At 62.6% G+C, this 25,047-nt stretch carries 21 protein-coding genes; 6 read left to right on the top strand and 15 right to left on the bottom strand.

What is annotated here, in order from left to right; genetic code table 11:
- The first annotated feature begins 140 nt into the window (after positions 1-140).
- The 5 genes from GRH90_RS03505 (at position 141) to GRH90_RS03485 (ending at position 4,341) form a co-directional block, all read left to right on the top strand.
- The gene (locus GRH90_RS03505; RefSeq protein WP_246235847.1) at positions 141-992 is read left to right on the top strand and encodes a transporter substrate-binding domain-containing protein; all 852 of its coding nucleotides are present in this window, start codon (positions 141-143) and stop codon (positions 990-992) included.
- Positions 993-1,004: 12 nt separating this feature from the next.
- Positions 1,005-1,664 carry an amino acid ABC transporter permease gene (locus tag GRH90_RS03500; protein ID WP_162364506.1) on the top strand — a complete coding sequence of 220 codons (660 nt, stop codon included), beginning with the start codon at positions 1,005-1,007 and terminating at the stop codon, positions 1,662-1,664.
- A 5-nt stretch (positions 1,665-1,669) separates the two neighbouring features.
- Positions 1,670-2,305, top strand: a complete 636-nt coding sequence (locus GRH90_RS03495) for an amino acid ABC transporter permease (RefSeq protein WP_178113008.1) — start codon at positions 1,670-1,672, stop codon at positions 2,303-2,305.
- Position 2,306: 1 nt separating this feature from the next.
- On the top strand, positions 2,307-3,134 hold the full coding sequence (locus GRH90_RS03490) for an amino acid ABC transporter ATP-binding protein (protein WP_162364504.1): 828 nt from the start codon (positions 2,307-2,309) through the stop codon (positions 3,132-3,134).
- Positions 3,135-3,294: 160 nt separating this feature from the next.
- Positions 3,295-4,341 carry an ROK family protein gene (locus GRH90_RS03485; RefSeq protein WP_162364503.1) on the top strand — a complete coding sequence of 349 codons (1,047 nt, stop codon included), beginning with the start codon at positions 3,295-3,297 and terminating at the stop codon, positions 4,339-4,341.
- A 30-nt stretch (positions 4,342-4,371) separates the two neighbouring features.
- On the opposite strand, the gene GRH90_RS03480 is transcribed toward GRH90_RS03485, so the two are convergent.
- The 14 genes from GRH90_RS03480 to GRH90_RS03415 form a co-directional block, all read right to left on the bottom strand.
- Entirely contained in the window at positions 4,372-5,217 is an 846-nt protein-coding gene (locus tag GRH90_RS03480; RefSeq protein ID WP_162364502.1) for a glycosyltransferase family 8 protein, read from the bottom strand.
- Between the two features lie 29 nt (positions 5,218-5,246).
- A complete protein-coding gene (locus GRH90_RS03475; protein ID WP_162364501.1) occupies positions 5,247-6,632 on the bottom strand; it encodes a D-arabinono-1,4-lactone oxidase in 1,386 nt (461 codons plus the stop codon).
- Between the two features lie 165 nt (positions 6,633-6,797).
- Complete coding sequence (locus GRH90_RS03470; protein ID WP_162364500.1) at positions 6,798-8,978, bottom strand: ATP-dependent helicase; 2,181 nt, start codon at positions 8,976-8,978, stop codon at positions 6,798-6,800.
- Positions 8,962-10,239 (bottom strand): citrate synthase, encoded by a 1,278-nt coding sequence (locus tag GRH90_RS03465; protein ID WP_162364499.1) that lies wholly within the window; start codon positions 10,237-10,239, stop codon positions 8,962-8,964. Before GRH90_RS03465 ends, GRH90_RS03470 begins: the two co-directional genes overlap by 17 nt.
- A gap of 131 nt (positions 10,240-10,370) precedes the next feature.
- Positions 10,371-11,120: a carbohydrate ABC transporter permease gene (locus GRH90_RS03460; protein WP_376766054.1), complete on the bottom strand. Its 750-nt coding sequence runs from the start codon at positions 11,118-11,120 to the stop codon at positions 10,371-10,373.
- Positions 11,121-11,245: 125 nt separating this feature from the next.
- A complete protein-coding gene (locus GRH90_RS03455; RefSeq protein WP_162364497.1) occupies positions 11,246-12,148 on the bottom strand; it encodes a carbohydrate ABC transporter permease in 903 nt (300 codons plus the stop codon).
- A gap of 12 nt (positions 12,149-12,160) precedes the next feature.
- Positions 12,161-13,375 carry an ABC transporter substrate-binding protein gene (locus tag GRH90_RS03450; protein ID WP_376766058.1) on the bottom strand — a complete coding sequence of 405 codons (1,215 nt, stop codon included), beginning with the start codon at positions 13,373-13,375 and terminating at the stop codon, positions 12,161-12,163.
- A 95-nt stretch (positions 13,376-13,470) separates the two neighbouring features.
- Complete coding sequence (locus GRH90_RS03445; protein WP_162364495.1) at positions 13,471-14,583, bottom strand: ABC transporter ATP-binding protein; 1,113 nt, start codon at positions 14,581-14,583, stop codon at positions 13,471-13,473.
- Positions 14,584-14,833: 250 nt separating this feature from the next.
- The gene (locus tag GRH90_RS03440; protein WP_162364494.1) at positions 14,834-15,397 is read right to left on the bottom strand and encodes a TetR/AcrR family transcriptional regulator; all 564 of its coding nucleotides are present in this window, start codon (positions 15,395-15,397) and stop codon (positions 14,834-14,836) included.
- Between the two features lie 21 nt (positions 15,398-15,418).
- On the bottom strand, positions 15,419-16,120 hold the full coding sequence (locus GRH90_RS03435) for a glutathione S-transferase (RefSeq protein ID WP_246235845.1): 702 nt from the start codon (positions 16,118-16,120) through the stop codon (positions 15,419-15,421).
- A gap of 104 nt (positions 16,121-16,224) precedes the next feature.
- Positions 16,225-17,103: a LysR family transcriptional regulator gene (locus GRH90_RS03430; protein ID WP_162364493.1), complete on the bottom strand. Its 879-nt coding sequence runs from the start codon at positions 17,101-17,103 to the stop codon at positions 16,225-16,227.
- A gap of 98 nt (positions 17,104-17,201) precedes the next feature.
- Entirely contained in the window at positions 17,202-18,743 is a 1,542-nt protein-coding gene (locus GRH90_RS03425) for a YfcC family protein (RefSeq protein ID WP_162364492.1), read from the bottom strand.
- 110 nt (positions 18,744-18,853) lie between these two features.
- The gene (locus tag GRH90_RS03420) at positions 18,854-19,753 is read right to left on the bottom strand and encodes an N-acetylglucosamine kinase (RefSeq protein WP_162364491.1); all 900 of its coding nucleotides are present in this window, start codon (positions 19,751-19,753) and stop codon (positions 18,854-18,856) included.
- On the bottom strand, positions 19,750-20,796 hold the full coding sequence (locus GRH90_RS03415) for a hypothetical protein (RefSeq protein WP_162364490.1): 1,047 nt from the start codon (positions 20,794-20,796) through the stop codon (positions 19,750-19,752). The genes GRH90_RS03420 and GRH90_RS03415 overlap by 4 nt, the downstream gene beginning before the upstream one ends.
- A 286-nt stretch (positions 20,797-21,082) precedes the next feature.
- Here GRH90_RS03415 and GRH90_RS03410 point away from each other — a divergent pair, with 286 nt between their 5' ends.
- Positions 21,083-22,864, top strand: coding sequence for an ROK family protein (locus GRH90_RS03410; protein WP_162364489.1), 1,782 nt, complete (start codon positions 21,083-21,085; stop codon positions 22,862-22,864).
- A 118-nt stretch (positions 22,865-22,982) separates the two neighbouring features.
- Here the strand turns inward: GRH90_RS03410 and GRH90_RS03405 are convergent, their stop codons facing one another.
- Positions 22,983-25,034, bottom strand: coding sequence for an NAD(+) synthase (locus tag GRH90_RS03405; protein WP_162364488.1), 2,052 nt, complete (start codon positions 25,032-25,034; stop codon positions 22,983-22,985).
- Positions 25,035-25,047 lie beyond the last annotated feature (13 nt).

Below are 25,047 nucleotides of genomic sequence, written 5' to 3'. Positions count from 1 at the left end.
CGCCTAACATTAGTTGTCGATCTGCCAAAAAAGTCTTTTTTACGCCCCCAATTCATTAACCATTCAATTACAGGAAGTTAATATATTTTTCTGGCACGGGCTGCGCCGCGCCCGTTAACGTTTTTGGAGCGGAGATAATCTTGCGAACACACCTCATGACCTTATGCGCCGCCGCGCTCTTGACCGCGGGCGTATTTAGCCTCCCGGCCCCGGGCGCGGACCTGCTGGCGCGCATCAGGGCGGACAAAACCCTGACCGTGGCGACGGAAGCCCGTTATGCGCCCTTCGAGACGGTCCGGGACGGAAACATTATCGGTTATGATGTGGATCTGATGAACCATATCCTCCATAAACACCTGCCGGGGGTGCGCGTTAAACAGCTGGACTTGCCCTTCCAGGGGATCCTGGCGGGACTGGACGCCAGGAAATTCGATTTGGTGATCACCGCGGTGATGGTGGACCGGCAGCGCATGGCGCGCTTCGCGTTTACCGTTCCGGTGGCTGAAGCCACGGTGGCGCTGCTGAAACGTGAGAACGACACGTCCCTCGCCACCCTGGAGGATTTGGACGGCAAGGTGGTGGGCTCCCTGGCAGGCTCGGCCCACCTGCGGGTGCTGCAGGCGTTCAACCAGCGGCTGCTGGATGGCGGCAGGCCCGGTATCAAGGAGATCCGGCAGTATATCGCCTTCGACGAGGCCTATGCCGACCTGGCCAATAAGCGTCTTGACGGCGTGGCCCAGTCCCTGGCCAATCTCGGGCCGCTGATCAAAAGCCGTCCCGGCGTGTTTGCCGTGCTGCAACCGATGCTCGGGCCCACCGCGTATTTTGGCTGGGCGGGGCGCCAGGACGCGGACAGCGCCGCCCTGGTGCAGCTATTCAGCGACGGCATCGCCGAGGCTAACCGCGACGGCACCCTGAAACGGCTGCAGTTAACATGGTTTGGGGCCGAGACGGCGCTGCCGCACGACGCCATGCCGGCGCCGGCGCTGTAACGGAAAACCGACATGGACGACTTTTTGCCACTGTTTGTGTCCTGGCTGCCGATGCTGGCCCAGGGGGCGGCGACCACCGCCTCGCTCTGCGCGGTCGCCATGACGGGCGGCTTTTTTGCCGGCGTCGGCATCCACCTGCTGCAGGACGCCCGCCCGTATGCCTGCCGGATCTTTGCCCGCGTCTATATCAGCCTGTTTCGCGGCACGCCGGTGCTGGCGCAGGTGCTGCTTTGCTATTACCTGCCCTGCGAGCTGGGCGTGGATATCGGCGCTTATGCCGCGGCCGCGCTGGCGCTGGCGCTGAACAGCGCCGCCTATCAATCGCAGATCCTGCGCGGCGGCCTGGCGGCCATCCCCGCCGGACAGCTGGAAGCCGCCGTTGCCTGCGGGCTGGGCCCGTGGCAGGCGCTCCGGCATATCCGTCTCCCGCAGGTGCTCAGGCTGACGCTGCCGGCGACGATCTCCGAGCTGATTGATGTGATCAAGGCGTCTGCGGTGGTATCGGCGATCGCCATCACCGACCTGATGCGGGTCGGGCAACAGTTGGCGTCCTCCAGCTATCACATGCTGTCGGCCTATCTCGCCGTCGCCCTGGCCTATCTGGCCCTGACCAGCCTGCTGGCCCTGGCGGGACGCCATATCGAACAACGCTGGCGCAAGGAGGCATTGTGAGCGATATGCTGCTTTACCTGCCTGATTTTGCCCGCGCCATGGGGATGACCCTGGCCGTCAGCCTGTGCGCGGCCGCGGCCGGCGCCGTGGGCGGCTTTATGTTCCAGGCGCTATGCTGCCGCAGCCCCCTGGTGTACTGGCCGTGGCGCGCTTATGTGTGGCTGGTACGCGGCACGCCTTACCTGGCGCAGCTGTCGGTAATCTACTTCGGCCTGCCGGCGCTGGGGCTGACGCTGAGCGCCGTGCAGGCCGCCATCCTGTCGCTCGCGCTCTACAGCGCGGCCTACTTCGGCGAAATATTCCGCGGCGCGTGGTTGTGCATCGGGCGCGGGCAGAAAGAGGCCGCGCAGGCGCACGCCATCTCCGCCTGGCAAAGCTTCTGGCATATCCAGACCCCCCAGGCGTTACGCTTTAGCCTGCCGCTATTGGGCAACCAGGCGATTTTAACCCTGAAGGAAAGCGCGGCGGCGTCGATTATCACGGTGCCCGAACTGACCATGACCACCGGGCGGATCGTCGCCAGCACCTATGGCTATATCCTGCCTTATGCGCTGCTTATTGCCAGCTACTGGCTGCTGGCGCAGGCGATCAGCCTGTGCATTGGTTGGCTCGGCCGCAATTGGTTATCCGGAGGACACTAGTATGGGCGGGCAACCGATCCTTGAATTGCGCGGCGTCGGCAAGACTTTTGGCGGCCACGCGGTACTGCATGATATCAATCTGGCGGTACATGCCGGGGAAGTGGTGACCCTGATCGGGCCGTCGGGGTCGGGTAAAACCACCGCGCTGCGCTGCATGAATTTCCTGGAAGCCTATGATCGTGGCGAGATCCTGATCAAGGGGCGCCTGCTGGGCTACAGCGGGCCGGGCCGGGGGGCAGGGGACCGGGACAGCGCCGCGCTTATCGCCCGGGTGCGGCGCCCGTTGGCCATGGTGTTCCAGCAATTTAACCTGTGGCCGCATATGACGGTACTGGAGAACGTGGCCGCGCCGTTGATCCTGGGCAAACGGCTGCCGCGCCAGGAGGCCCGCCGCCGCGCCGCCGCCGCCCTGGCGCAGGTGGGCATGGGCGGGAAGGCCGGCGCCTGGCCGGGCAGGCTGTCTGGCGGGCAGCAGCAGCGCGTCGGCATCGCCCGCGCGCTGGCGCTGGAGCCGGAGCTGTTGCTACTGGATGAACCCACGTCCGCCCTCGATCCCGAACGGGTTGAGGAGGTGCTGGAGGTGATCAGGGCGCTGGCGCAAAAGGGGATTACCATGGTGATGGCCACCCATGAAATGTCCTTTGCCGCCCATATTTCCACCCACGTGGTGTTTATGGCCGACGGCGCCATAGTGGAACAAGGGGCGCCCCTGAGGCTGTTTCGCCGTCCGGCGAGCGGTCGCCTGAAAACGTTTCTGGCTCCCTGGCTTAAACGTCCGCTGCAGCCTGATGAACCCGAAACCGGTGCTCCTGGCCACCGGCAGCGTTGAAAGGATGGATTTTTTTAACAACTGCCCGCCCTAATACCGCGCAAATAACGGTAACATGGTGGTGTACCGCGCTTGTTCTCCATCCGGAGGCCAATGGGCGCGGCGCCGTCCGGGAAGGGTATGCCCGCCGGGATCTTGGGATTGATAGCGATGAGGCCTTATGGATTATCCCCTTACCAGCAACACTCAGCAGCTCAAGCTGATCAATGTTGCCCACGTGATTGAAGCGCTAAAGGCGCTGAACGGGGCCACCAAATCAGCCGTGGCGCAGGCGACGGGATTAAGCGTCGCCACCTGCGGCACCATCCTTAACGGCCTGTGCGCAACGGGAGAAGTGCTGCAGCAGGCGCTGGAAGAGTCAAGCGGGGGGCGGCCGGCGCAGCGCTTCGTCTATAACGAACACTTTTTTTATGTGCTCAGCCTGTTTGTCGCCGATGTGTACAGCGACCACGTCATTTCTTATAGGGTGACGTCGGCCGGGGGCAATATCGTCTGCGCCGGCAAGGAACCGGGCGCGGTCGCGGACACCGGCGGCATTATCGCCTGTATCGCCGAACACGCCGGCCGCTACAATATCCAGGCCGTCGGCATCGGCCTGCCCGGCGTGATTGTCGGCGGTAAAGTATTGACCTGCGATATTCCCGCCTTCGAGGGCGTGGCGCTGCAGCGGATCCTCACGGACCGGTTTGGCCTGTTTACCAAGGTCGGCAACGATATGAACTACACCGCCTACGGTTTTTATAAAAACCGGGGCCTGGGCAAAGACCAGCCGCTCGCTTACCTGATGTTTCCGGAAAAACACTGTCCCGGCTGCGGTATTATCGTGGGGGGTAAAGCGCTGGAGGGCGCCACGCAGTTTGCCGGCGAGGTTGCCCATTTACCTTGGCATGTCGGCGTCGGCGAGGTTGCCGCCGATGGGGCGCGATACGGCGGGCCCGCCGACGGGCTGGCGCGCACCGTGGCCGATATCGCCATCTCGCTGATTTCGATTATCAATCCGGGCATCATCGCCATAACCGGCGCGCGTATCGGGCCGGAGACGATGGCCACCGCCGCGCGGCTGTGCCAGGCGGCCATCCCCAGGGAACACCTGCCGGAAATCATCTACCGTGAAGGCATGGAAGACGACTATCTGAAAGGCATCGCCGAAATGACGCTGGAGAGCGCCAATTACCAGCGGCTGTTTGGCGCGGCCGTTTCCCGTTGATCAGATGTGCGCCGATAGCCAACCCAAACGCTATTTCACCGTCAGCGCGCGATAGGTATTCCACCAGAGCGCGATCAGGGGAAAATAGGGATCCCGCCGGGTGCTGAGCCGGTCGGGGGCGTATTTCCATGGCTTGGTAAGGATATAGTGCAGGTTTTTGATTTTATTGATATCCCATATTTCCTCATGCTGTACCGACAGCGTCTTCAACGCATTATAGCCATACGGCAGCGCCAGCCAGCGTCCCTGGAAATAGCGGTTGAGCAAATCCTGCTCCGGGAATGGGAACCCGGCCAGATCGTCAATCTGCGCCAACTGCCCGGCCAGTTCGCTATAGGTTTTTTCATCCGGTGATAACACGATAGTGCCGGAGTTAAAATAGGGCGAAAATTCCCCGGGCAGCGGCGCGGCGTTCTGGCCGTGGCAATAGGTGTAATAACAGTTTTCCGGCACCCAGCTTGCCGGGTAGGTGGCGATATGGTTGGGATTGCATCGGCAGGCGTGGCAGGCGGCTATGCCGCCGGCGGGCAGGGCCAAGTCAAACAGCTCATCCATGTTTTTCAGCGCCAGCATATCGGCGTCGAGCAGCACCAGCCGGGTGAAGTCGGTAAGATGCCAGGCGCACAGCTTGCTCCATACCTCGGCGAAACGGGCGTAGGCATAGTTGCCGGCTACCCCGTCCCTGGGGCTAAGCGGCGTAATGGCGCGTACGTCGCACCCCCCGGCCGCCAGGCTATCCCGGGTTTTCTGACTGATATCAGCGGTAACCATTACCACCAGCGGATAACGGGTTTGCGTATTTTTTAATGATTGATGCAGCGTCCTGACCCCTGCCAGATAAGCAGGATCGGTCAGTAACGTAATCCAGGCCTTCATCAGTCACTCTCCCGGTCAAAGCACGCTCATCAGGACTTGAAGATATCCGCGATAAACGCGTTGGCGAATTTTCCTTTGGGGTCGAGATCGGCTTTCGCCTGGCGAAAGTGTTCCCACCGGGGATACATTTCGCGCCACGGGTAAAGATGGCGGTTATAATATTTTCCCCAATGCGGTCGTCCGCCCTCCCGGGCCAGCAATTTCTCGACCTCGCCGAGAAAATGCACGCCGTCACGCGACAGGGTGCCGTCCTCGGCGTAATACACCACAAAGCCGAAAAAGCAGGTGGCTTCCCCATAGGCGGGGCTGAGCCAGGCTGACGAAGGGCCGGTGCAGCGCAGGATCACCGGATAGTGCATATGGGGGTGCGTCTGCGCATACCAGCGTTTTATTTTCTGGATCACCTCGCCGGCGCGGCTGAAGGGAATGCCGATTTCGATATTGATCTGCGGCGTGGCGATGCCCCGGCAAAACACCTGGTAGACATCGCCGGTGATGTCGGAAAAGTCCTTGAAGCGCGCGACGGTTTTAAACGGCGTGCCGTCTTTGCCCAGGATTTTAGTGTCGGCACGCATATGGCCCAGCGTGCGTTCAACCGTGGCGTTCATGGATTCGTCGCCGGTGGACAACGCGACGGTCCGGCCGCCGTTATCCCGGTATGATTTTTCCTCGGCCTCATTGGCCTGCCGGGCGGACCAGACGTGGACTTTATCCTCCTCGGGAAACCACCAGGCCTTGCTGAGCGGATATCCTTCGTTCCAGTCATACAACAGGGATTCCAGCTCACCGGCGGCGCAGGCGCTTTTGAAACAGGTAAACAGCGTCGTCGGCACCGTCCTGAGCGTCACCTCGGTGACCACGCCCAAGGCGCCCAGCGCCAGCTGCGCGGCGCCGAACCAGGCGTGGTCGCGATCGAAAACCGCAATGCCGCCGTCGGCCAGGATCATGCGGATACGCAGTACCTCATCGGCAATGGAGCTTTGCCGCAGTCCCTGGCCATGGGTGCCGGTGGCGATGGCGCCGGCCAGGGTTTGCAGGGCTATCACGCCGGGTGAGGAGGGCAACATGCGGCCCATGGCCGTCAGCGTGCGGTAAACCTGATCCAGCGGGGTGGCCGCGGCGAAGGTGGCCGAGTCGTCGGTGGCTGAGATCAATCCCTCCATCCGGCCGGTATCCAGCAGGATATCCTGCGGTCCGTCGGCGCGCAGCAGGCTGCCCGTGGAGAGCCGGCTGCCCATGACCCTGATTTTTCCGCGCTGCCCGGCGACCAGTTCCCGCAGCTGGTCTTCATTGCCCGGCCTGCGGATACTGGCGCGTGAACCCAGCGTCGCGTTTTGCGCCCAGTTCCAGACCTGTTGATCGCTGGCTGACGGCTGGGTTTGTCTGGTGGGGAAAAGTTCCCCGGCATAATCCAACAACGCATTCCTCTCTGTAATAAATGTGTTACTTATACATAGTGTAGCCTAGATCATGTGGCGGGTGGCGGCGCGGCGGGGACGACAATACCTATTGAGCCGCATTCCCGCGCCGGTCCGCCGGCCGACGGGCACCGGCGCCGTTCGGCTGCGAGACACGTCGGTTCAGGTCATTTTGGCCAGCGGCGCGCTGAACTGGATGCTGCGCTCGGTCGGCAGCCCGTCGAATTTTATGGAATAGGCGCTTTCATATCCGTTCACCGCGATAACGGTGCCGCCGCCGAACACGCCGTGCGCCACCCGATCGCCCACCCGGAAGCGGGACGCGCCGGCGGCGGGCGGCGGCGGGCCGGGCCGGGCCACGTTTTGCATGCCGCCCAGCAGCGCCTGATCCAGTGGGACATCGAACGCCACATTCTCGCTGCCGGCGTCAAAGATAAAGCGCGACGGATACTTAAAGATACCGTCATTGGCCACCCCTGCCGAATCGCTTAAAAACAGCCCGTCCATGGCCCGGGTCATGGCGACATAGGCCAGCCGCCGCTCCTCCTCCATCTCCTCGGCGGAGCTTATCTTGCGGCCGGGGAACACCCCTTCGTTCATGCCGCAGATAAACACGTAGGGAAACTCCATGCCCTTGGCGCCATGGATGGTCATCAGCTTCACCCGGTCGTTTTTGCCTTCGTTATCCAGGGTGGTGAACAGCGCTATCCGCGCCAGGAAGTCCTCGAGCGTGGCCTCTTCATCCTCGCCTTCGTTTTGTACCGCGCGCTTGAGCTCCGCCACGTTATCCAGCCGCTCCTGGTCGCCCTGCAGGCGCAGGAAGGCTTCGTAACCGCTTAAATCCAGCAGGGCTTGCAGCGTATTGCCGAGCGACCATCCAGAGCGCTGCGCCCGCACCTGTTCGATAGCGTCCACGTAGCGTCTGGCCTGGGTGCCCTTCAGCAGATCCGTATCCAGGTTTTCCTTCAGCGCCCGGTACAGTGACAGGTTGCGCGCCTCGGCATAGGCGGCCAGGGTCTCCAGCCGCTTTTTGCCAAACTTGCGCGCCGGCACGTTCAGGGTGCGCAGGAAGGCTACGTCGTCGCCGGCGGTGACCATGCGCAGATAACAGATCACATCCTTGATTTCCCGCCGGCCGTAAAATTCGATACCGCTGAAGATCTGGTAGGGCACGCCGCGCTCGATAAACCTTTCCTCCAGGGCGCGGGTCAGGTAATGGGCGCGGTAGAGTACGGCGATATGGTCCGGCGGGACGCCGGTATTGCGCAATCGGGTGATTTCGCCGACGATCCATTGCGCTTCCAGCTTATCGCTTTTGGCATGGAAATAACGCGGCCGCCAGCCGCCGGCTTTTACGGCGTGCAGGGTTTTGGGAAACCTGACCTGGTTTTTTTCAATCAGGCAGTTGGAGGCGGCCAGGATTTCCGGCGTCGAGCGGTAGTTGGTGCCGAGCGCGATGGTTTCAGCCCCCGGATAGACCTGGTCAAAATCCAGGAACAGCCGCAGATGGGACCCGCGCCAGGAGTAGATGGTCTGATCGGGATCGCCGACGATAAACAGATTGCCGTGCTTGCCCGCCAGCAGTTGGGCCAGCCTGTACCGCCGTTTGCTGACATCCTGGAACTCGTCCACCATCACATACTGCATCCGGTCCTGCCATTTTTGCCGCACGGCGGGGAATTTTTCCAGGATCCAGGTGGCGAAGTTAATCAGATCGTTGAAATCGCAGCCAAAGCATTTTTTCTGCTCATACAGGTAGCGCAGGAAGATTTCCTCGTCGCGATCCCGGGCGTCGGCGAACCGGGCCTTAAGCTGCTCGTTGTTTAGCTGGTAGATATCGTCGATATAGGTGGTGGCGTACAGTTTCCTGGCCTCCAGCACGTCGTCCAGGGTGCGTTTCACGGTGGTGTCGCGCAGCGTCAGCCCCATATCGGCAAAAATTTTCAGCAGGATCTGCTTAAGATCCTCCATGTCGAGAATAATAAAATTGCGCGGGTAGTTGAGCAGATGGATATCTTCTTTCAACAGCTGCACGCAGAAGGCGTGGAAGGTGCAGATGGTGCCGAGATCCCGATCGCCCAGCACCGCCCGTACCCGGCGCTTCATTTCGTTGGCCGCCCGGTTGGTGAAGGTGACGCACAGGATATTTTTCGGCGCGATGCCGAGCCTTGACACCAGATAGCAATAACGCTCGGTCAGGGTGCGCGTTTTACCGGTGCCGGCGCCGGCGATTACCCGCAGCGCGCCTTCGGTGGTCACCACCGCCTGCCGCTGCCCGGCGTTCATGCTATCGATAGGGTCAACCACCGGCCGTTGATTTGCGTTATCAGAGCCTGGAGACAAAATCACGGCGCTCCTCGCCGGTATAGACCTGGCGCGGCCGGCAGGCTTTCAGCGGCCGGCTGTGCATTTCATTCCAATGGGCAATCCAGCCGGTGGTGCGCCCGACGGCGGTTATCACCGTAAACATGGAGGACGGCAGCCCCATCGCCTTGAGGATCAGCGCGGTATAAAAATCCGCGCTGGGATAAAGCTTGTTTTCCAGGAAGAAGGCGTCGGTCATCGCGATATGCTCCAGCTCCATGGCCACCTGCAGCAGGTTGTCCTCCATGCCCAGCGCGCTGAGCACTTCATGGCAGGTCTTGCGCAGGATGGCGGCCCTGGGATCGAAATGATGATAGATGGAGTTGCCGAAACCCATCAGCCGGAAGGAGTCATGGCGATCTTTGGCCCGGTTGACAAACGCCGGGATGCGATCGACGGTGCTGATCTCTTCCAGCATGCGCATGCAGGCTTCATTTGCCCCGCCGTGCAACGGCCCCCACATGGAGGCCAGCCCCGCGGCGATGCAGGCAAACGGGTTGGCCCCGGACGATCCCGCCGTCCTGACGGTGGTGGTGGACGGGCACTGGCCGTGGTCGGCATGCAAAATCAAAATGCGGTTCATGGCCCGCTCAAGGATGGGATCGACCTCATATTTTTCCGCCGGGATGGCAAACAGCATATGCAGGAAATTGCCGGTGTACGAGAGCGAATTGCGTGGATAGGCCGAGGGCTGCTCGATGGAATATTTATAACACATGGCCGCCACCGTGGGCATTTTCGCCAGCAGCCGCAGCGCCGCCAGCTCCCGGTCCCCGGCATTGTCGACGTCCAGCACGTCGTGGTAGAACGCGGCCAGCGCGCCCACTACCGCGCACATCAGCGCCATGGGGTGGGAGTCGCGGCGAAAGCCGCTCAGCATGCGGGTCATCTGCTCATGGATCAGCGTATGCCGGGTAATGGACTCGGTAAACCGGTCGTACTCTTCCCTGGACGGCGCCTGGCCGTGCAGCAGGATATAGCAGACTTCGGGAAAGGAGCAGTGCTCCGCCAACTGGTCGACCGGAAAACCGCGGTGCAGCAGCACGCTGTTGCGCGCGTCAATATAGGTGATGGCCGATTCACAGCCGGCGGTATTGACGAAACCGGGGTCGTAGGTATAGAGGTCTTCCCCAAGGAAAGGGCGAATGTCCAGGGCCGCGGGGCCGAATGAGCCGGCATTAAAATCCAGCTCGACGGATCGTTGATCGTTGAGCGCTAGGGTCGCTTTTTTCTCGGTCATGTGTAGGTCTCCAGCCTGGCTGTAAAATAGCAATAAGAATGTCTCGACCGCCTGAATACCACCTGGGTCTAATTATTTAACATTACTCGCGTGGCGCGGACTTGACCAGAGAAGAGATGAGGCAACCAGCATTAACGAATGCCGGCGCGCATAAAGGATTGCACGAACTGGCGCTGAAACACCAGGAACAAGATCAAAAGGGGAAGCGATGTCATCAGCGTGGCGGCGCCGATCAACGCCCACTGCACGCCCTGTTCCGGCGCGGAGAACAGCTGCAGGCCCACGGTCAGCGGCCGCACCCGCACCGAGTCGGTAATCACCAGCGGCCAGAGGAAGTCGTTCCAGTGAAAGCTGATGGACACCAGCGTAAAGGCAATATAAACCGGTTTTGCCAGCGGTATATAAATGCGCCGCAGGATAGTTAACCGGCCGGCGCCCTCGATTATCGCCGCCTCTTCCAGCACCAGCGGAATACTTTTAAAGGTCTGGCGCAGCAGGAATATGGCAAACGCGGAGGCAAAATAGGGCAGGGCAATGCCCCAGAGAGTATCGCGCAGCCCCAGCGCGCCGATAGTGTGATAATTAGTCAGGATCAGCACGTCCGGGCTTATCATCAGTTGCAGCAGTATCAGCGAAAAGATAATCCCCGCGCCTTTAAGACGGAAACGCACCAGCGCATAGGCGGCCAGGGTCGCCAGGATTAGCTGGCTCGCCACGATGATCAGCACTAATAAGAGAGTGTTGATAAAGTAGCGGCCAAACGGCGCCGCCTGCCAGGCGTGGATAAAATTCTCAAGCGTCGGCATGGACAACGGTGTAAAGCCGCCCTGCTGCGAGGCGGGATGGATCGCGACCCAAACGGAAACCATTATCGGCAGCATCCACAGCAGCGCTCCCGCCCAGATAATGAGGGTGCCGCATCGGCGCCGAAGGCCGGCTGCCCGGGCCGGTTGACCATGGAGGCCGGGCGGCGGAGCTGTTTTTGCGGCGGCGGGCGGCGGGCGGCTCATTGATAATGGATCCGTTTATCCAGCAGGGTAAATTTCAGCAGCGCGATGGCGGCCAGGATCGCCAGCAGTACGGTGGTCATGGCGGCGGCGTAGGGCAGGTCCCAATAACCGAACGCGGTACGGTAGATATAAAACAGCAGCAGATGGGTGCTGTTGTCCGGCCCGCCGTTGGTCATGGTGATCACCTGATCGACAATGCGAAAGGCGTTCATGGACGCATTGATCAAAATGAACAGGGTGGTCGGCATCAGCAGCGGCCACTGGACGCGCCGGAAAAAATAGCCGCGCGACGCGCCTTCGATCCCGGCGGCTTCCGCCAGCCGGGGGGCTATTTGCTGCAGCGCCGCCAAATAAAAAATCATAAAAAAGCCGGCTTCCCGCCATACCGATACCGCCATCAGGCAGTAGAGCGCGTAATCGGGATCCCCCAGCCAGTTAATCGCCGGCAGACCGAACCAGGCGAGAAATCGGTTAAGCAGGCCTATTTGCGGACTATAGAAAAACAGCCACAGATTGGCAATCGCCACCATTGGCAACAGCGATGGAATAAAAAAGACGGCGCGCGCCATGGCGCCGCCGCGCATCCGGCGGTTGACCGCCAGGGCCATCAGCAGCGCCAGGCCGACCGACACCGGAATGGTAATCGCCGCGTAGAGAATATTATTACGCAGCGCCAGCATAAAGGTCTCGTCGTTAAGCAGCGCCCGGTAGTTCGCCAGCCCGACAAACGGCGCCGGTTTGCCGTTGCGCGCCGCGCCGAAGGCGCTTTCCCACAGGGTCGCCAGGGCCGGGTAGTGGGTAAAAGCGACCAGGAACGCCATCGCCGGCAGCAGCAGCAGATAACCGTATGCCTGGCCGGCAAGGCCGGCATAACGGATCCTGAACGCTAGCGGGGTCATAGGTATCGGCGCTTACTGATAACGTTTCAACAGGCGATCGGCCTGCTGTTGCGCGGCGGCCAGTCCAAGCCCGGGCGTTTTGCCGTGGGTCACGGCCGCTTCCACCGCCCGGTTCATCAGGTCCTGGATTTGCACGCTGTTATAGGTGGACAGCTCGGGCTGCGAAAACTGCAGCTGTTCGCGCGCCACCAGCGCCTGCGGTACCTTGACGGCATACTCTTTCATGGCCGGGGTTTGCCACGCGGCGGGCGAGGTGGCGACATAGCCGGTGGCAATGCTCCATCTTGCCGCCTGTTCCGGCGCGGATACCCAGCGCATAAAGGCCAGCGCCGCCTGCTGCTGCGGCGGCGTGGCGCTGCTGAATAAATAGAGGTTGCCGCCGCCGGTCGGGCTGCCGCGCTGGGTCTTCTGCGGCAGCATCGCGATGCCGAACGGGAATTTGGCATTATCGCGCACCGTCGCCAGGTTACCGGTGGTGGTCACCATCATCGCGGTTTTTCCATCGATAAAGTCTTGCGGCGTGGTACTCCAGGCGATGGCGCCTTTAGGCGAAATTTCATGTTTCCAGGCCAAATCGCTCAGCCAGGTCAGCGCCTCAACATTGGCCGGGGTATTGAAGTTCACCGCGGTGCCTTTACCGTTGTCCAGCCGGCTGCCGTTGGTGGCCGCTATGCCCTGGAACGTCCAGTAGCCGTTTGGCGTGGAGGGTATTTCAATTCCCCATTGCCTGACCTCGCCGCCGTTGCGAATCACCAGCTTTCGGCCGAAGTCCACTACCTCCCGCCAGTCGGCCGGCGGCGTATCGCCATCCAGCCCGGCGGCCTGGAAAGCCTGCTTGTTCCAGTACAGCACCACGGTTGACCGCTGGAACGGAATGCTCCAGATTTTATTATCGATTTTACGTATAAACGCCGGGTAGAAGCCGTCGAGCCACGCCTTGCCGGCCTCGTCATCGACCAAGTCGCTGACCGGGGTAATGGCGCCGGCATCCATCAGCGAATAGACCTCGATATCGCCGATGACCGCCATCTGCGGGGCGTTGCCGCCGCGAAAGGCGGTTAACGCCTTGGTCACCGTGGTGGCGTAATCCCCGGTATACACCGGCTGGATATGGATATCGGGACGGGTTTTTTCAAAATCATTCACTAATTCCTCCACGGTGTGGCTCACCTTGCCCCCGACCGCGATGGGGTAATACATTTGCAACTGCACGGGATCCGCCGCCATGGCCGCAGGCGGCAGGGAAAGGAGTAGCCAAACCAGCGCCGTCGCGCCGTCGCGTCTGGATTTGCGGGTGAATAGAGACATTTTTTTCCTCTGCGTTAAAGGTCAGGGTTAATCAGCGCCGCGCCTCGGCCGGGACCCGGCGACCGGCCATTACCGCGCCGCGACCTGCGGCCACAGCCCGGCCGGCCGTGGGACGCCTGATCCGGCAGTCTTTTCCCGGTCAGGGTTGAAAAACGGTATTCCGCCGCGGCGGGCCAGCTCAGCCCGACGATGTCGCCGGGGCAAAAATGCCGCATGCCCGCCACTTTTATGGTGATGCTTTCCGCCGTCCCCGGCAGGGCGCCGATCAGCAGCGTATAGGCGCCCATATATTCATAATGCGCGACCCGGCAGGCGATGTTACCGGTGCCCGCGGGGGTAACGGCTATTTCCTCTGCCCTGACGCCCAGGCTTATTCCCGCCGCGTTGTTTTCCGGATGCGGAATGATATTCATCGACGGCGAACCGATAAATTGCGCGGTAAAGATATCGGCCGGATGGTTATAGAGTTCGCCCGGCGCGCCGTGCTGCACCACGCGGCCGTGATTTAGCAAAATGATTTTATCCGCCATGCTCATGGCTTCGGTTTGGTCATGGGTAACGTATACCATGGTCAGGCCGAGCTGGCGTTGCAGGGCGCGGATCTCCCGGCGCATGCTCTGGCGCAGTTTGGCGTCCAGGTTGGACAACGGCTCATCCATCAGGCAGAGCTGGTGATTGGCGATGACCGCCCGGCCCAAGGCTACCCGTTGCTGCTGGCCGCCGGAAAGCTGGGCGGGCAGGCGATCCAGCAGCGGACCCAGTTCCATCAGCCCGGCCACGTCGGCCAGGCGCGCGGCGAAGGCGCGTTTATCCTCGCCCCTGGCCCGCAGGCCGAACAGCAGGTTTTCCCTGACGTTCAGGTGCGGGAACAGGGCATAGGATTGGAATACCATGGATAACCGGCGCTGCGAAGGCGGCAGGGCGGTGACGTCCGCCTGGCGAATATGAACCGTGCCGCTGTCGGCCAGTTCCAGGCCGGCGATAATGCGCAGCAAGGTGGTTTTGCCGCAGCCGGACGGCCCTAATAACGCGACAAAATCCCCGGCGGCCGCCTCGAAGCTGACGGCGTCCAGCGCCTGGTTATTTCCCCAGGATTTACGAATTTCCCGCAGCGCTAAATAGGTCATTGTTTTAATCCGGCGATAAGCAGACATCAGGATAGGGCGGTAAAATGACGTTTTTATAACGGCGGCATGACACTTGGGATCTGTTTGGGGTTTTGTGGCCAACCGCGCCGCGCAGCCAACCCTGGCGCGGTAAGAGGATGTCCGGCAAGTTTTACCCGGCGATATCAGCCGGGCGGCGCGGGTGATGCCGGAAGGCGCCAGGCGTCGCCAGACGGCCCCGGGCAAGCGGCGTTGCGCGATGTGTCGTGCTTTAGGCCGTCAGGAGGCCGGCCACGCGATAGCTGTCTATTATTTCGTCATAGAGCGCGATATCAGCGCGGCTCCTCGCAATAAGCTGCGCGCCGGCGACGGCGGCAAAGATGGCGCGCGCCCGTTTCTCGCTTTCGCCGGCACCGATGGTCGCCGCGGCGGCGAGTACGCGGCTCAACCATGCCACATTGACGTCGGCAAAGGTTTGCACCTCTTTTTTTACCGTTTCCGGCAGGTCTTGATATTCGGCGGACATAAAGCTGCAGAGGCACAGGCGGTTTTCACTCTCGAGCGACCGGCGGAATATATCGGGATATTGGCGCAGGCAACGGAGCGGATCCGGGGTTTCGGCCAGCATGTCCTGCAGGACTGCCGCTGTATCCTCCCAATAGCGTTTGGCCACCGCGGCGCCCAGATCGGCCTTGCTCGGGAAGTGATAGTAGATGCTCGCGCTTTTTATGCCCACGGTTTGCGCGAGTTCCCGAAAATTCAGGCCGCTGTAGCCATGCGCCTGCGCGGCCCTTTTGGCGGCCGCCAGGATGGCTTCCCGAGAGTTGGAATTCATTTCACCGCCTTTTCTGCCATGTTAAATGTTCGCTCCGGTCGGTACCGACATCGCCACCCGGTTCTTTACGCTGGGACGCTCCTGCATCCTGGCGTACCAGGCTTGCAGCGCCCCGCACTCCTCAGGCACCGGCAGCTCCACCAGCTGCGCAAAGATCAGGCCGCCGATCACCGTGATGTCGGCCATCGAGAAAACCTCGCCGGCGACGAACGGCTGGTTTTTCAGAACGGCATTGAAGTAGTGCATCCCGCGCAGGGCCTTGTCGCGCTGACGGAACCCCCACTCGGCGTTCTGGTAACTCTCCACGGCGGGTCCGAGCCCCGGCGTCGCGTGGTGGAAATACACGCTTATGGCGTCGAGCAGCTCCAGCTCGGCGCGCTTGCTCATCATATGGATCACGCCCTTTTCGCGCGGTGTCACGCCGGTGAGTATAGGGGCGCCGTCAAGCGCGTCAAGGTATTCGGTAATGGCCGTGCACTCGGCGATAAAGGTCCCGTCGTCGAGTTCGAGCACCGGTAGCGTGCCTGAAAAATTCTTGGCGAGGAACCCGGCCTGCTTGTGCTCGCCTTTCCACAGATTGACCGACACAAAACGGGCGCGCGATTGCAGGTTCTTCTCGGCCAAAGCGATGCGGACGCGGGCCGGATAAGGGCCGGTGTGCCAATCGTGGATCTTCATCATCGCCGGTTTGGCGGTGTCAAAATTATTGATGTCTGAGTTCATTGCAAACCTATCTACCTGTCACTTGGTAGATAAACTTTAGAAGCATTACCCTGCCCTGTCAACCCTATCTGTCGCCTGGGCCGGTGGGGATCCTGCCGGTCAAGCTAGGTTTCCTGCGGCTCTGTCGCCCGATGGGCCGGCGCCAGCAGCTGGATAAAGCGCGCCAGACGCGGCGTCTGGGCGACATTATGGCGATAAAGCAGCCAGGTATGATTGACGATCGGCTGATGGCGTTCGTCGAGCAGCGGGCAGGGGTGCAGGTCGGCGTCAAACGGCAGGTAATCCGACAAAATGGCGTAGCCCAGGCCGTGCTTGACCATTTCCAGGCAAATTTCCATCTTATCCACGGTCATGGCGATGCGCGGCGGGCGGGAAAAGTTGGCGTTCCACCAGCGGTCGAGCAGGGTGCTGATATGCGGGCCGTGGCTGATGCGGATCTGCGGCCAATGGGGCAGGTCCGCCAGCTGAAGCGGCCGGCGGCTGACGATATAGAAGCGGTTCCGGTCCACCAGATGTTTGCCTTCTTTCCAGTTCAGGTCGTCCTTGACCAGCGCCAGGTGCACCTCATTGTGCTGTAGCTGGGCGAAGACCTCCTGGCTAAGGCCGCTGGTGACGTTGACCGCCACCTGCGGGTACTGCTGGTTAAACCGCTGCAATATTTTCGGCAGCCGGTAGGCGGCGTAATTGCTGGCGGCGCTGATGCGGATTTCGCCGCGTAGCCTGTCGCCGGCATGCTGCAGGTCGTCCTTCATTTTCTGGTAGTCCCGCAGCACCTTGACGGCATAGTAGGCAATCTGTTCGCCCTGCAGGGTAAACGTGAGGATTTTATGACTCATGTCGAACAGCTGGACATCGAGCTTTTTCTCGATCTGCCGCAGCCGGTAGCTGAGCGCCGGCTGCGAGGTATGGAGCGCCTCCGCCGCGCGGGTGACGTTTTTTAATTCATAAAGGGTACGAATAATCAGCCAGTCTTTATCATCCATCACCGCAATCCTCGACCCGGTTATGACAGCATAATGTGCTAACGGACCCGCGCAAGGCGCGGGTCACAACGCCTGCGACGCGCGCGGGCCGGGTCGCCTTAAGGCAACGAGGCGGCAAGGGCGAGGAACAGCGCGGCAATCACCAGCAGCACGGCCAGCAGCGGCAGCACCCATAGCAGGTATTTGCTGTAGCTGACCTTGGCCAGGGCCAGGCCGCTCATCACGATGGCCGACGTCGGGGTGACCAGGGCGACAATGCCCACCGCGCATTGGAACGCCGTCACCACCACCTCGCGGCCGACCCCGGCGAAATCCGCCATCGGCGCCAGCACCGGCATGGCAAGCGTGGCCAGACCCGAAGAGCTCGGCACCAGGAACGAGAGCGGCATGATCACCAGCATCATCACCACCGAGAAGACCGACGACGCGGTGCCGCCGATCAGGCTTTCCACCGAGTGCAGCACCGTATCGGTGATAAACGCGTTGTGCATGATAACCGTGATGCCGCGCGCCAGGAGGATCACCAGCGCGGCGCCCATGAAATCGGCGATGCCGCCGATCATCGCGGCCACCAACGTCTCGCCGTACAGCCCCCCCACCAGGCCGATCGCCAGCGCCATCAGGAAAAACAGGGCGGTCAGTTCCGGAAAGTACCAGTCGAGCTGCCAGGGATAGGAGGCGGCATCCGGCGCCACTATCACCTGCGCCCAGGGCACCAGGGCGAAAATCATAAATACGAAGGTGCCGGCAAAGCAGGCCATGACCGCTTTTTGCGCGCCGGTCATCGGCGCGAGGTTTTGATCGCAGGCCGCCGCCAGCAGCGCGTCCCCGGCGCTGATGCCGACCGGAGAGCGCGACGGATCGCGTTTTACCCGGCGGGCGTAACGCAGCACATACCCGACGGCGACGGCGGTGAGCACGATAAACATCACCGCCCGCAGGCCAATCCCCTGGCCGAGCGGGATATTGGCCCCGGCCGAGGCGGCGCCGGTCATAAAGGGATTCACCGTCGAATTCATATTGCCGACCACCGATCCCACCAGGATTACGCCCACGGCGGTGAGCCGGTCATAGCCCAGGCTCAGCAGCAGCGGGATCAGGATGGCATAGAACCCGAGCGTCTCCTCGCCCATGCCGAAGGTCGACCCGCCGATGGCAATCAGCAACATCACTATGCTTATCAGCAGCGCGCCGCGCTGTTTAAAGCGGGCGGCCACCCGGCCGATGCCGGCGTCTATCGCGCCGGTGCGCAGGGTGGTATTGACGAAGGCGCCGATGGCCAGGACAAAAAAGAACACCCCGATAGCGCCGAACATGCCGCCGCTTTCATACGGGCCGACGTGGCCGCTCTCGGCATTGACCATGCCGTACAGGCCGTTGACCGGCGCCAGGAACAAATCCAGCAGTTTGGCGCCAAAGGAGCGCAGGTTGTCGATATGCTGATAGGAACCGGCGACGGGTTTGCCGTCGGCCAGTTGATATTTGCCGCTGGGAATGACAAACGTCAGCGCCCAGACCACCAGGGTGATGGCCAGCAGCACGGCGTAGGTGCTGGGGAATCGTACGGTTTTGGGCGCGGCAACCGCCGCGCTTTGCGCGGTGGTTGCCTGGCCCGGCAAGTGTTTTTCAGATGTGGACATATCATACCTTCGCAAAAAGTCGCGCTGCGTAACCGCGCTACGTAACAGGGTGCCTTGGCGACAAGGCCGTATAAAAGCGACTGCAACCGCGCGGTCGCGTCCGCGTCCGGCTACAGCAGCGAACGGGCCAGCGACAGGGCGCCGTTTACCGGCGCGACCCCGAGCAGTTCCAGGGAGGCCGGCGGCTGGCGGGCGCTTAACGCCGCGGCCAGCGCGGCAAACATCCGCGGCTGGTGTGAAATCACCCCGCCGGCGGCAATCACCCGGCGGCTGGCGACGCCGCGGCGGTGCAGGCGATCCACCAACCCGGCCAATGCCTCCACCGCCCGGTTTATCACCGCGGCGGCCAATAACGACCCCTCGCGTTCGCAGGCGAAAACAAGGGCCGCATGGCGGCTCCACTGGGCGACGTCGCCCTTCAGCAGCTGCGACGGCAAATCAATGACGTGCCCGGCGCCAAATGCGGCGAGCAGCGCGTGGGTTAACGGGTCATCCAGGTTGCCCCGATCGTAATCTTCCAGCAGCGCCCGGATCGCTTCCCGCACCAGGCCGCTGGCGCCGCCTTCATCGCCCAGCATCCAGCCCCAGCCGCCCGCCGACACATATTCGCCACGCGCGTCAAGGGCGATGGCGACCGAACCGGTGCCGGCGATAAGGCCGATGGCATGGGGTTGGCCGGCGGCCGGCGCCACCAGGGCGACATCGCTGACCACCCGGCAGCGCGCGGCCGGAAAACAGGGTTGCAGCAGGCTTGCCAGCGCCAGGCACTCTTCGGCCAGATCGCAGCCATGTGCGCCGACGGCTAGGGCGCGCAGCCGGCGGTTGCCGCCCTGGCACGTCAGGGCCTGCTCCAGCGAGCGCGCCAGCAGAGCCGCCTTGGCGGCAAAGGATTCACCGCGCCAGCGCCGGGTAGGGCTGGTGTGATCCAGCAGGATCGCGCCCGACGCGTCTTGTAGCATCAGGCGGGTTTTGGTGCCGCCGACGTCGATACCGGCCAGGATGTCGGTCATAATGGTCCGTTCCCCGCCGGCGCGCCCTGTTGGTCAAGCTTGGTATCAAGGCGTTTCACCACCCCGGCGTCGATATCGCCGCCCCACACCCCGGCAAGCGACAAGGCCAGCAGTTCCATGACCAGGATCTCCAGCAGGACGCGCGGACCGGCCGCCAGGGGCGGGATATACAGGATTTCCACACCCGGGATAACCACATCCTTCTCATCGGTCACCAGCAGGATGGGCACGTTGAACTCGGTCAGCTGCCGCGCCAGCAGCGCTTCGCGCGCGCCGCCGATAATGACATGCGCGGTATTGCCCACCGAGTCGGTCATGCCGTGCAGGTAATTACGCGTGCCCGAGGCCATGGCGGGAACCTTCGGCCCCTCGCGCAGGAACAGGGCCCCTTGCTCGGCGGCGGTCAGGCTGCTGGCGCGGGCGGCGAAATCCACGCACCCGATACCGGCTGATTGCTCGGCGAAGCGTGCCACCACCGGCTGGGCGGCGGCTCTCAAGGCGACCAGCCGTTGCGGCAGTTGCCGCCAGTCGGCCAGTCGGTGGTCGCCGGTGATGTAATCGCCAAGCATGCCGAGCGCCAGCGCGGTGGCCATCAGCGCCACCGACGACATGCCCGAGTCAACCAGGCCGCCCAGGCACAAGGCGACGCCGCACTCCCGCTCCAGCGGCGAGTCCGGCTGGTTGACGATGGACAAGCGCCGGCGCGGGTCGGGCTGGTGCCGGGCCGCCTGTACCACCTCGGGGCTGCGGCCGCTTTGGGATACGCAGATGTACCAGTCGGCCAGTACCGGGCAGGCGGGAGGAAGATCGTCGCCGTCGCTGCGCAACGCGTAGACGCCCGCGCCGCGCAAGGTATCGACGGTGGTCGCCAGCAGGGCGTGGGAGGCGCCGATGCCGATAAACAGCAGGCGGGCATGGCGCAGCGCCTCGATATCCAGGGTGTCCAGCCAGCGCAGCGTAGCGGTACAGGTGGTCGCCACGGCGTCCGGCTGCGCGTCGATGCCCGCGGCAAAGGGGATCAGAATTTCCTGTGGTTGAAGCATGGTTCCGGCTCTGATTGCTTAATGTAAAATGATTTTACGATGTGAAAACCGTCGCCCGCCAATAGTATAAAACTATGGTATGAAATGATTAAATATTAATTGGTTAGCGCTTAATGGCTGCTTTTTGATGACGGTAGATGGCCGGCGATGGGTGCCGATAGCGGATTATCTGAGCTTATAACTTGACCATTTAATAATAATTGCCTATAAAAACTGACCGATATGCCATTTTATTGACCGTTAAACGGCATTTTTGCTTTTCCGGTCAAGTTTTTGGAGATAAAAATTGTCGCGAGCGCCCTGGCCGGATCTGGTCTTTGCCCATGAACACGATGCCGCGGTTATCAGCCGCGCCACCCGGCGGGGCACGCTTAAACGCCTGGCGCGCGGTGTGTACAGCGGTGCGGTCAACGAAGACGGCGAGCGGATTGTCCGTCGTTTTATCTGGCATATTATCGGCCAGGCCTTTCCCGGTTGCCTGGTGGTGGGAGAATCCGCCATGCTCGCCGATCCCGTGAGCGGGCGGACGCTGTTTATCGTCCATTCCCGCCGGCGCGAGCTGGCGCTGCCCGGCATCACCATAATTCCCCGGCCGGGCGTCGCAGGCCTGGCGGGCGACAGCCGGATCGGCCCTGACGTCTGGATGAGTTCGCCCGCCCGGGTGGCGCTGGATTATTTTGCCTTGCCGCCCGAACGGCGGCCGGAGGCGCTGTTTGCCGACTGGTTCCTGCGCCAGCGGCAGCTGATGTCGCTGGGTACGTTAAGGCAGCTGTCGGCCCGGCTACGCAAGACCGCGGCGGCGACAGGCAGGGAAAAAGCCTTGCCGGAAGCGCTGTCCTTTATTAGCCATCACCTGGCTTATCAGGCGGAACAGCAGCCCGACGAGCAGGACGGTTCATCGATGCCGGTATTGGGCGGTATCGCCAAATTGCTGGGCATGACCTTGCTGACGCAGGGCCCGGCCACGCGGCCGGAACTGGCGCTGGGGGCCGGGTTGTCCAAACCGACCGTCTCCGCGGGCATCGATGAGCTGCAAAAGCTGCGGCTGGTGCGGCCGCTGTTTATGCAGACGCAGCCCAAAGGCCGGGCGGCCAAGGTTTATGGTATCGCCAAGACCGCGGGCTGGGTGCTGGGCGCCGATATCGGCAACTACCAGGCGTTGTTTATCGCCCGCAGCCTGGAGGGGAAAGTACTGGCGCAGCGGCGCATTACCAATACCCCGTTTAACCAGCTGATCGGCGGGGCGGCGTCGTTGCTGGAAGCACTGCGGCAGGGACTGCGCGAATACGGGCCGCTGTGCGCCGTGACGCTGGCCCTGTCGCAGGCGATACGCCAGGATATCGTGCTGTCCGGTCGCGAGGGACCGTCACAGTCCGGGTTGACACCCGATGAAATCCTGTCGCGCCTGCGGCTGGCCTCGCCGGCCAGGCTGGCGCTGGAAAACAATGTCAACTGCGCGGTGGCGGCCGAGGCGGTCAACGGGGTGGCAAAGGGCTTGCGCGACGTGATTTTTTTGCAGGTCGGCACCCATATCGGCGCGGGCATCATCGCCGGCGGACAGCTGATCCGGGGCGTACGGGGCTGCGCCGGCGAAGTGGCGGATATCCCTTTTCCATGGAGCGCCACCGAGCACCCGGTGGAACTGATGCTCGAGCAACACCTCGGTTATCCCGATTACCTTAGCCGCACCAGGCCGGTTTCACCGCCCAGCAACGCGCGCCGGTTGCCCGAATTGCTGACGCGGGCCGACGCCGGCGAGCCCGCCGCCGTCAAAGGGGTACAGGAATATGCTACCCAGGTGGGTTACCTGGCCACCGGGCTGGTGGCTACCCTCGATCCGGCGATGCTGATCCTGGGCGGCCCGGTGGGCGGCCATCGGCTGGTGTGCGCCACGGTGCGCAAAATCGTCCAGCGCCTGTCCGCCCATACCGAGGTGGTCGCCTCGCTGTATGGCGAAAGCGCCACGGCGGAGGGGGCGGTGACGCTGGCGCAGGACAGCGCCCTGCGCCGGTTGTTCGGCGGCTCGTTTATCAGCAAGGTTAACCTGACCGGCGGGGTTGACCGCTAAAGTATCGCTAACCCGGGCGGCGGGTTGATCGCCAATCTATCCGCCTGGATAACCCGGGCTGCGGCAACCGATCGCTAACGATTTAGCCCATCCCCCGCGGCGCGGCCGTTCCGCCGGTTCAGCGCTCCGGCACCCGCGCTTCCAGCTCTTCGATCCAGATGCGGGCGTTGCCGTCCGACGGCGCGCGCCAGTCGCCGCGCGGGGACAGGCTGCCCCCGGCGGTCACCTTCGGACCGTTTGGCGAGGCTGAGCGCTTAAACTGGCTCAGGGTGAAAAAGCGGCACAGGAATACCTTCAGCCAGCGGCGTATTTCCACCAGCGGATAGGCGCGGCGTTTTTCCTGCGGAAAGCCCGGTGGCCAGTCGCCGGCGGCGGCATCTCCCCAGGCATGCAGCGCCATAAAGGCAATTTTTGACGGCCGGAAACCGTAGCGCAGGGTATAGAACAGGCTGAAATCCTGCAGGTCGTAGGGACCGATAATGGATTCGGTGCTTTGCAGCTCGCCGGCATCGTCGGCGGGCACCAGCTCCGGCGAGATTTCCGTCGCCAGGATGGCCTCAAGGGTGGCCATGACCGGCGGCGCGAACTGGCCGGAGGCGATCGCCCAGCGGATCAGGTGCTGGATCAGGGTCTTGGGCACGCCGGCGTTAACGTGATAATGGGACATCTGGTCGCCCACGCCGTAGGTGCACCAGCCGAGCGCCATTTCGGACAGGTCGCCGGTGCCCACCACCATGCCGTTTTCATGATTGGCCAGGCGAAACAGGTAATCGGTGCGCAGCCCCGCCTGCACATTCTCAAAGGTTACGTCGTAGACCTTCTCGCCCCGGGCATAGGGATGGCCGATATCCTCGAGCATGCGCGTCGCGGCCGGGCGGATATCAATTTCACGGTGGGTGACGCCGAGCGCTTTTATCAGGCTTGCCGCGTTGTTATGCGTGCCGGCGCTGGTGCCGAAGCCGGGCAGGGCGCAGGCGATGATATTTTCGCGCGGCAGGTGCAGCCGGTCCGCCGCCTTGGCGATAACGATCAGCGCCTGGGTGGAATCCAGCCCGCCGGAGACGCCGATCACCAGGCGCTTAATGCCGGTGGCGGCGATGCGCTGCGCCAGGGCGTTAACCTGGATGTTGTAGGCTTCATAACAGTCCTGGGCCAGGAGATCGCGGTCGGCGGGCACAAAGGGAAAACGCGCCACCCGGCGCTCAAAGCCGATATCGCCCGGCGGCGGCGCCAGCTCGAAGGCGACATGGCGAAACGCGCCGACCCGCGCTTCATGGGTGCGCCGGTTATCGTCAAAGGTGCCCATGCGCATCCGTTCCTGGCGCAGCAGATCGAGGTCGATATCGGCCACCGCGCTTTGGCCCTGGGTGGCGAAGCGCTCGGTTTCCGCCAGCAGGCTGCCGTTCTCGTAGATCACGCACTGGCCGTCCCACGCCACCTCGGTGGTCGATTCGCCCATGCCCGCCGCGGCGTAAAGATAGGCCGCCAGGCAGCGCATGGATTGCGAACGGCACAGCTGACGGCGCGTATCCGCGCGACCGATGGTGATGGGGCTGCCGGACAGATTGGCCAGCACGGTGGCGCCGGCCAGCGCGGCTTCGGCGCTCGGCGGGATCGGCACCCATAAATCCTCGCAAATCTCCACGTGCAGCACCAACCCAGGCACATCGCGCGCGCTGAACAGCAGATCGGGACCAAAAGGCGCCTCCTGCCCGGCCAGCCGGATGACGCCGCCCCGCGCCGTATCGCCCGGAGCGCACTGGCGGCGTTCGTAAAATTCCCGGTAGGTCGGCAGGTAGGATTTCGGCACCACGCCCAGCAGCCGGCCCCGGTGCAGCACCAGCGCCGTGTTATAGATCCGGCCCGCGTGGCGCAGCGGCGCTCCCACCACCAGCACCGGCGTAAGTTCGGCGGTGGCGGCGAGCAGTTCCCCGGCGGCGCGCTCCACCGCGTCCAGCAGCACGTCCTGCAACAGCAGGTCTTCGATGGAATACCCGCACAGCGATAATTCCGGGAAGATGGCCAGCGCGACGCCGCGGGCGTCAAGCGCCCCGGCCGCTTCAGCGATGGCGCGCGCGTTGACCGACGGCTCGGTCAGCGCGCAGGGCAGGGTGCAGGCCGCCACGCGGGCAAAACCGTGCTGATAAAGGGAATGGAAGTTGTGTGGCATAACGGGTTCTCAC

Origin of the sequence: Acerihabitans arboris, from assembly GCF_010131535.1 — a bacterium.
Taxonomy (GTDB): domain Bacteria; phylum Pseudomonadota; class Gammaproteobacteria; order Enterobacterales; family Enterobacteriaceae; genus Acerihabitans; species Acerihabitans arboris.
This window is presented reverse-complemented; position numbering and strand designations above follow the sequence as displayed.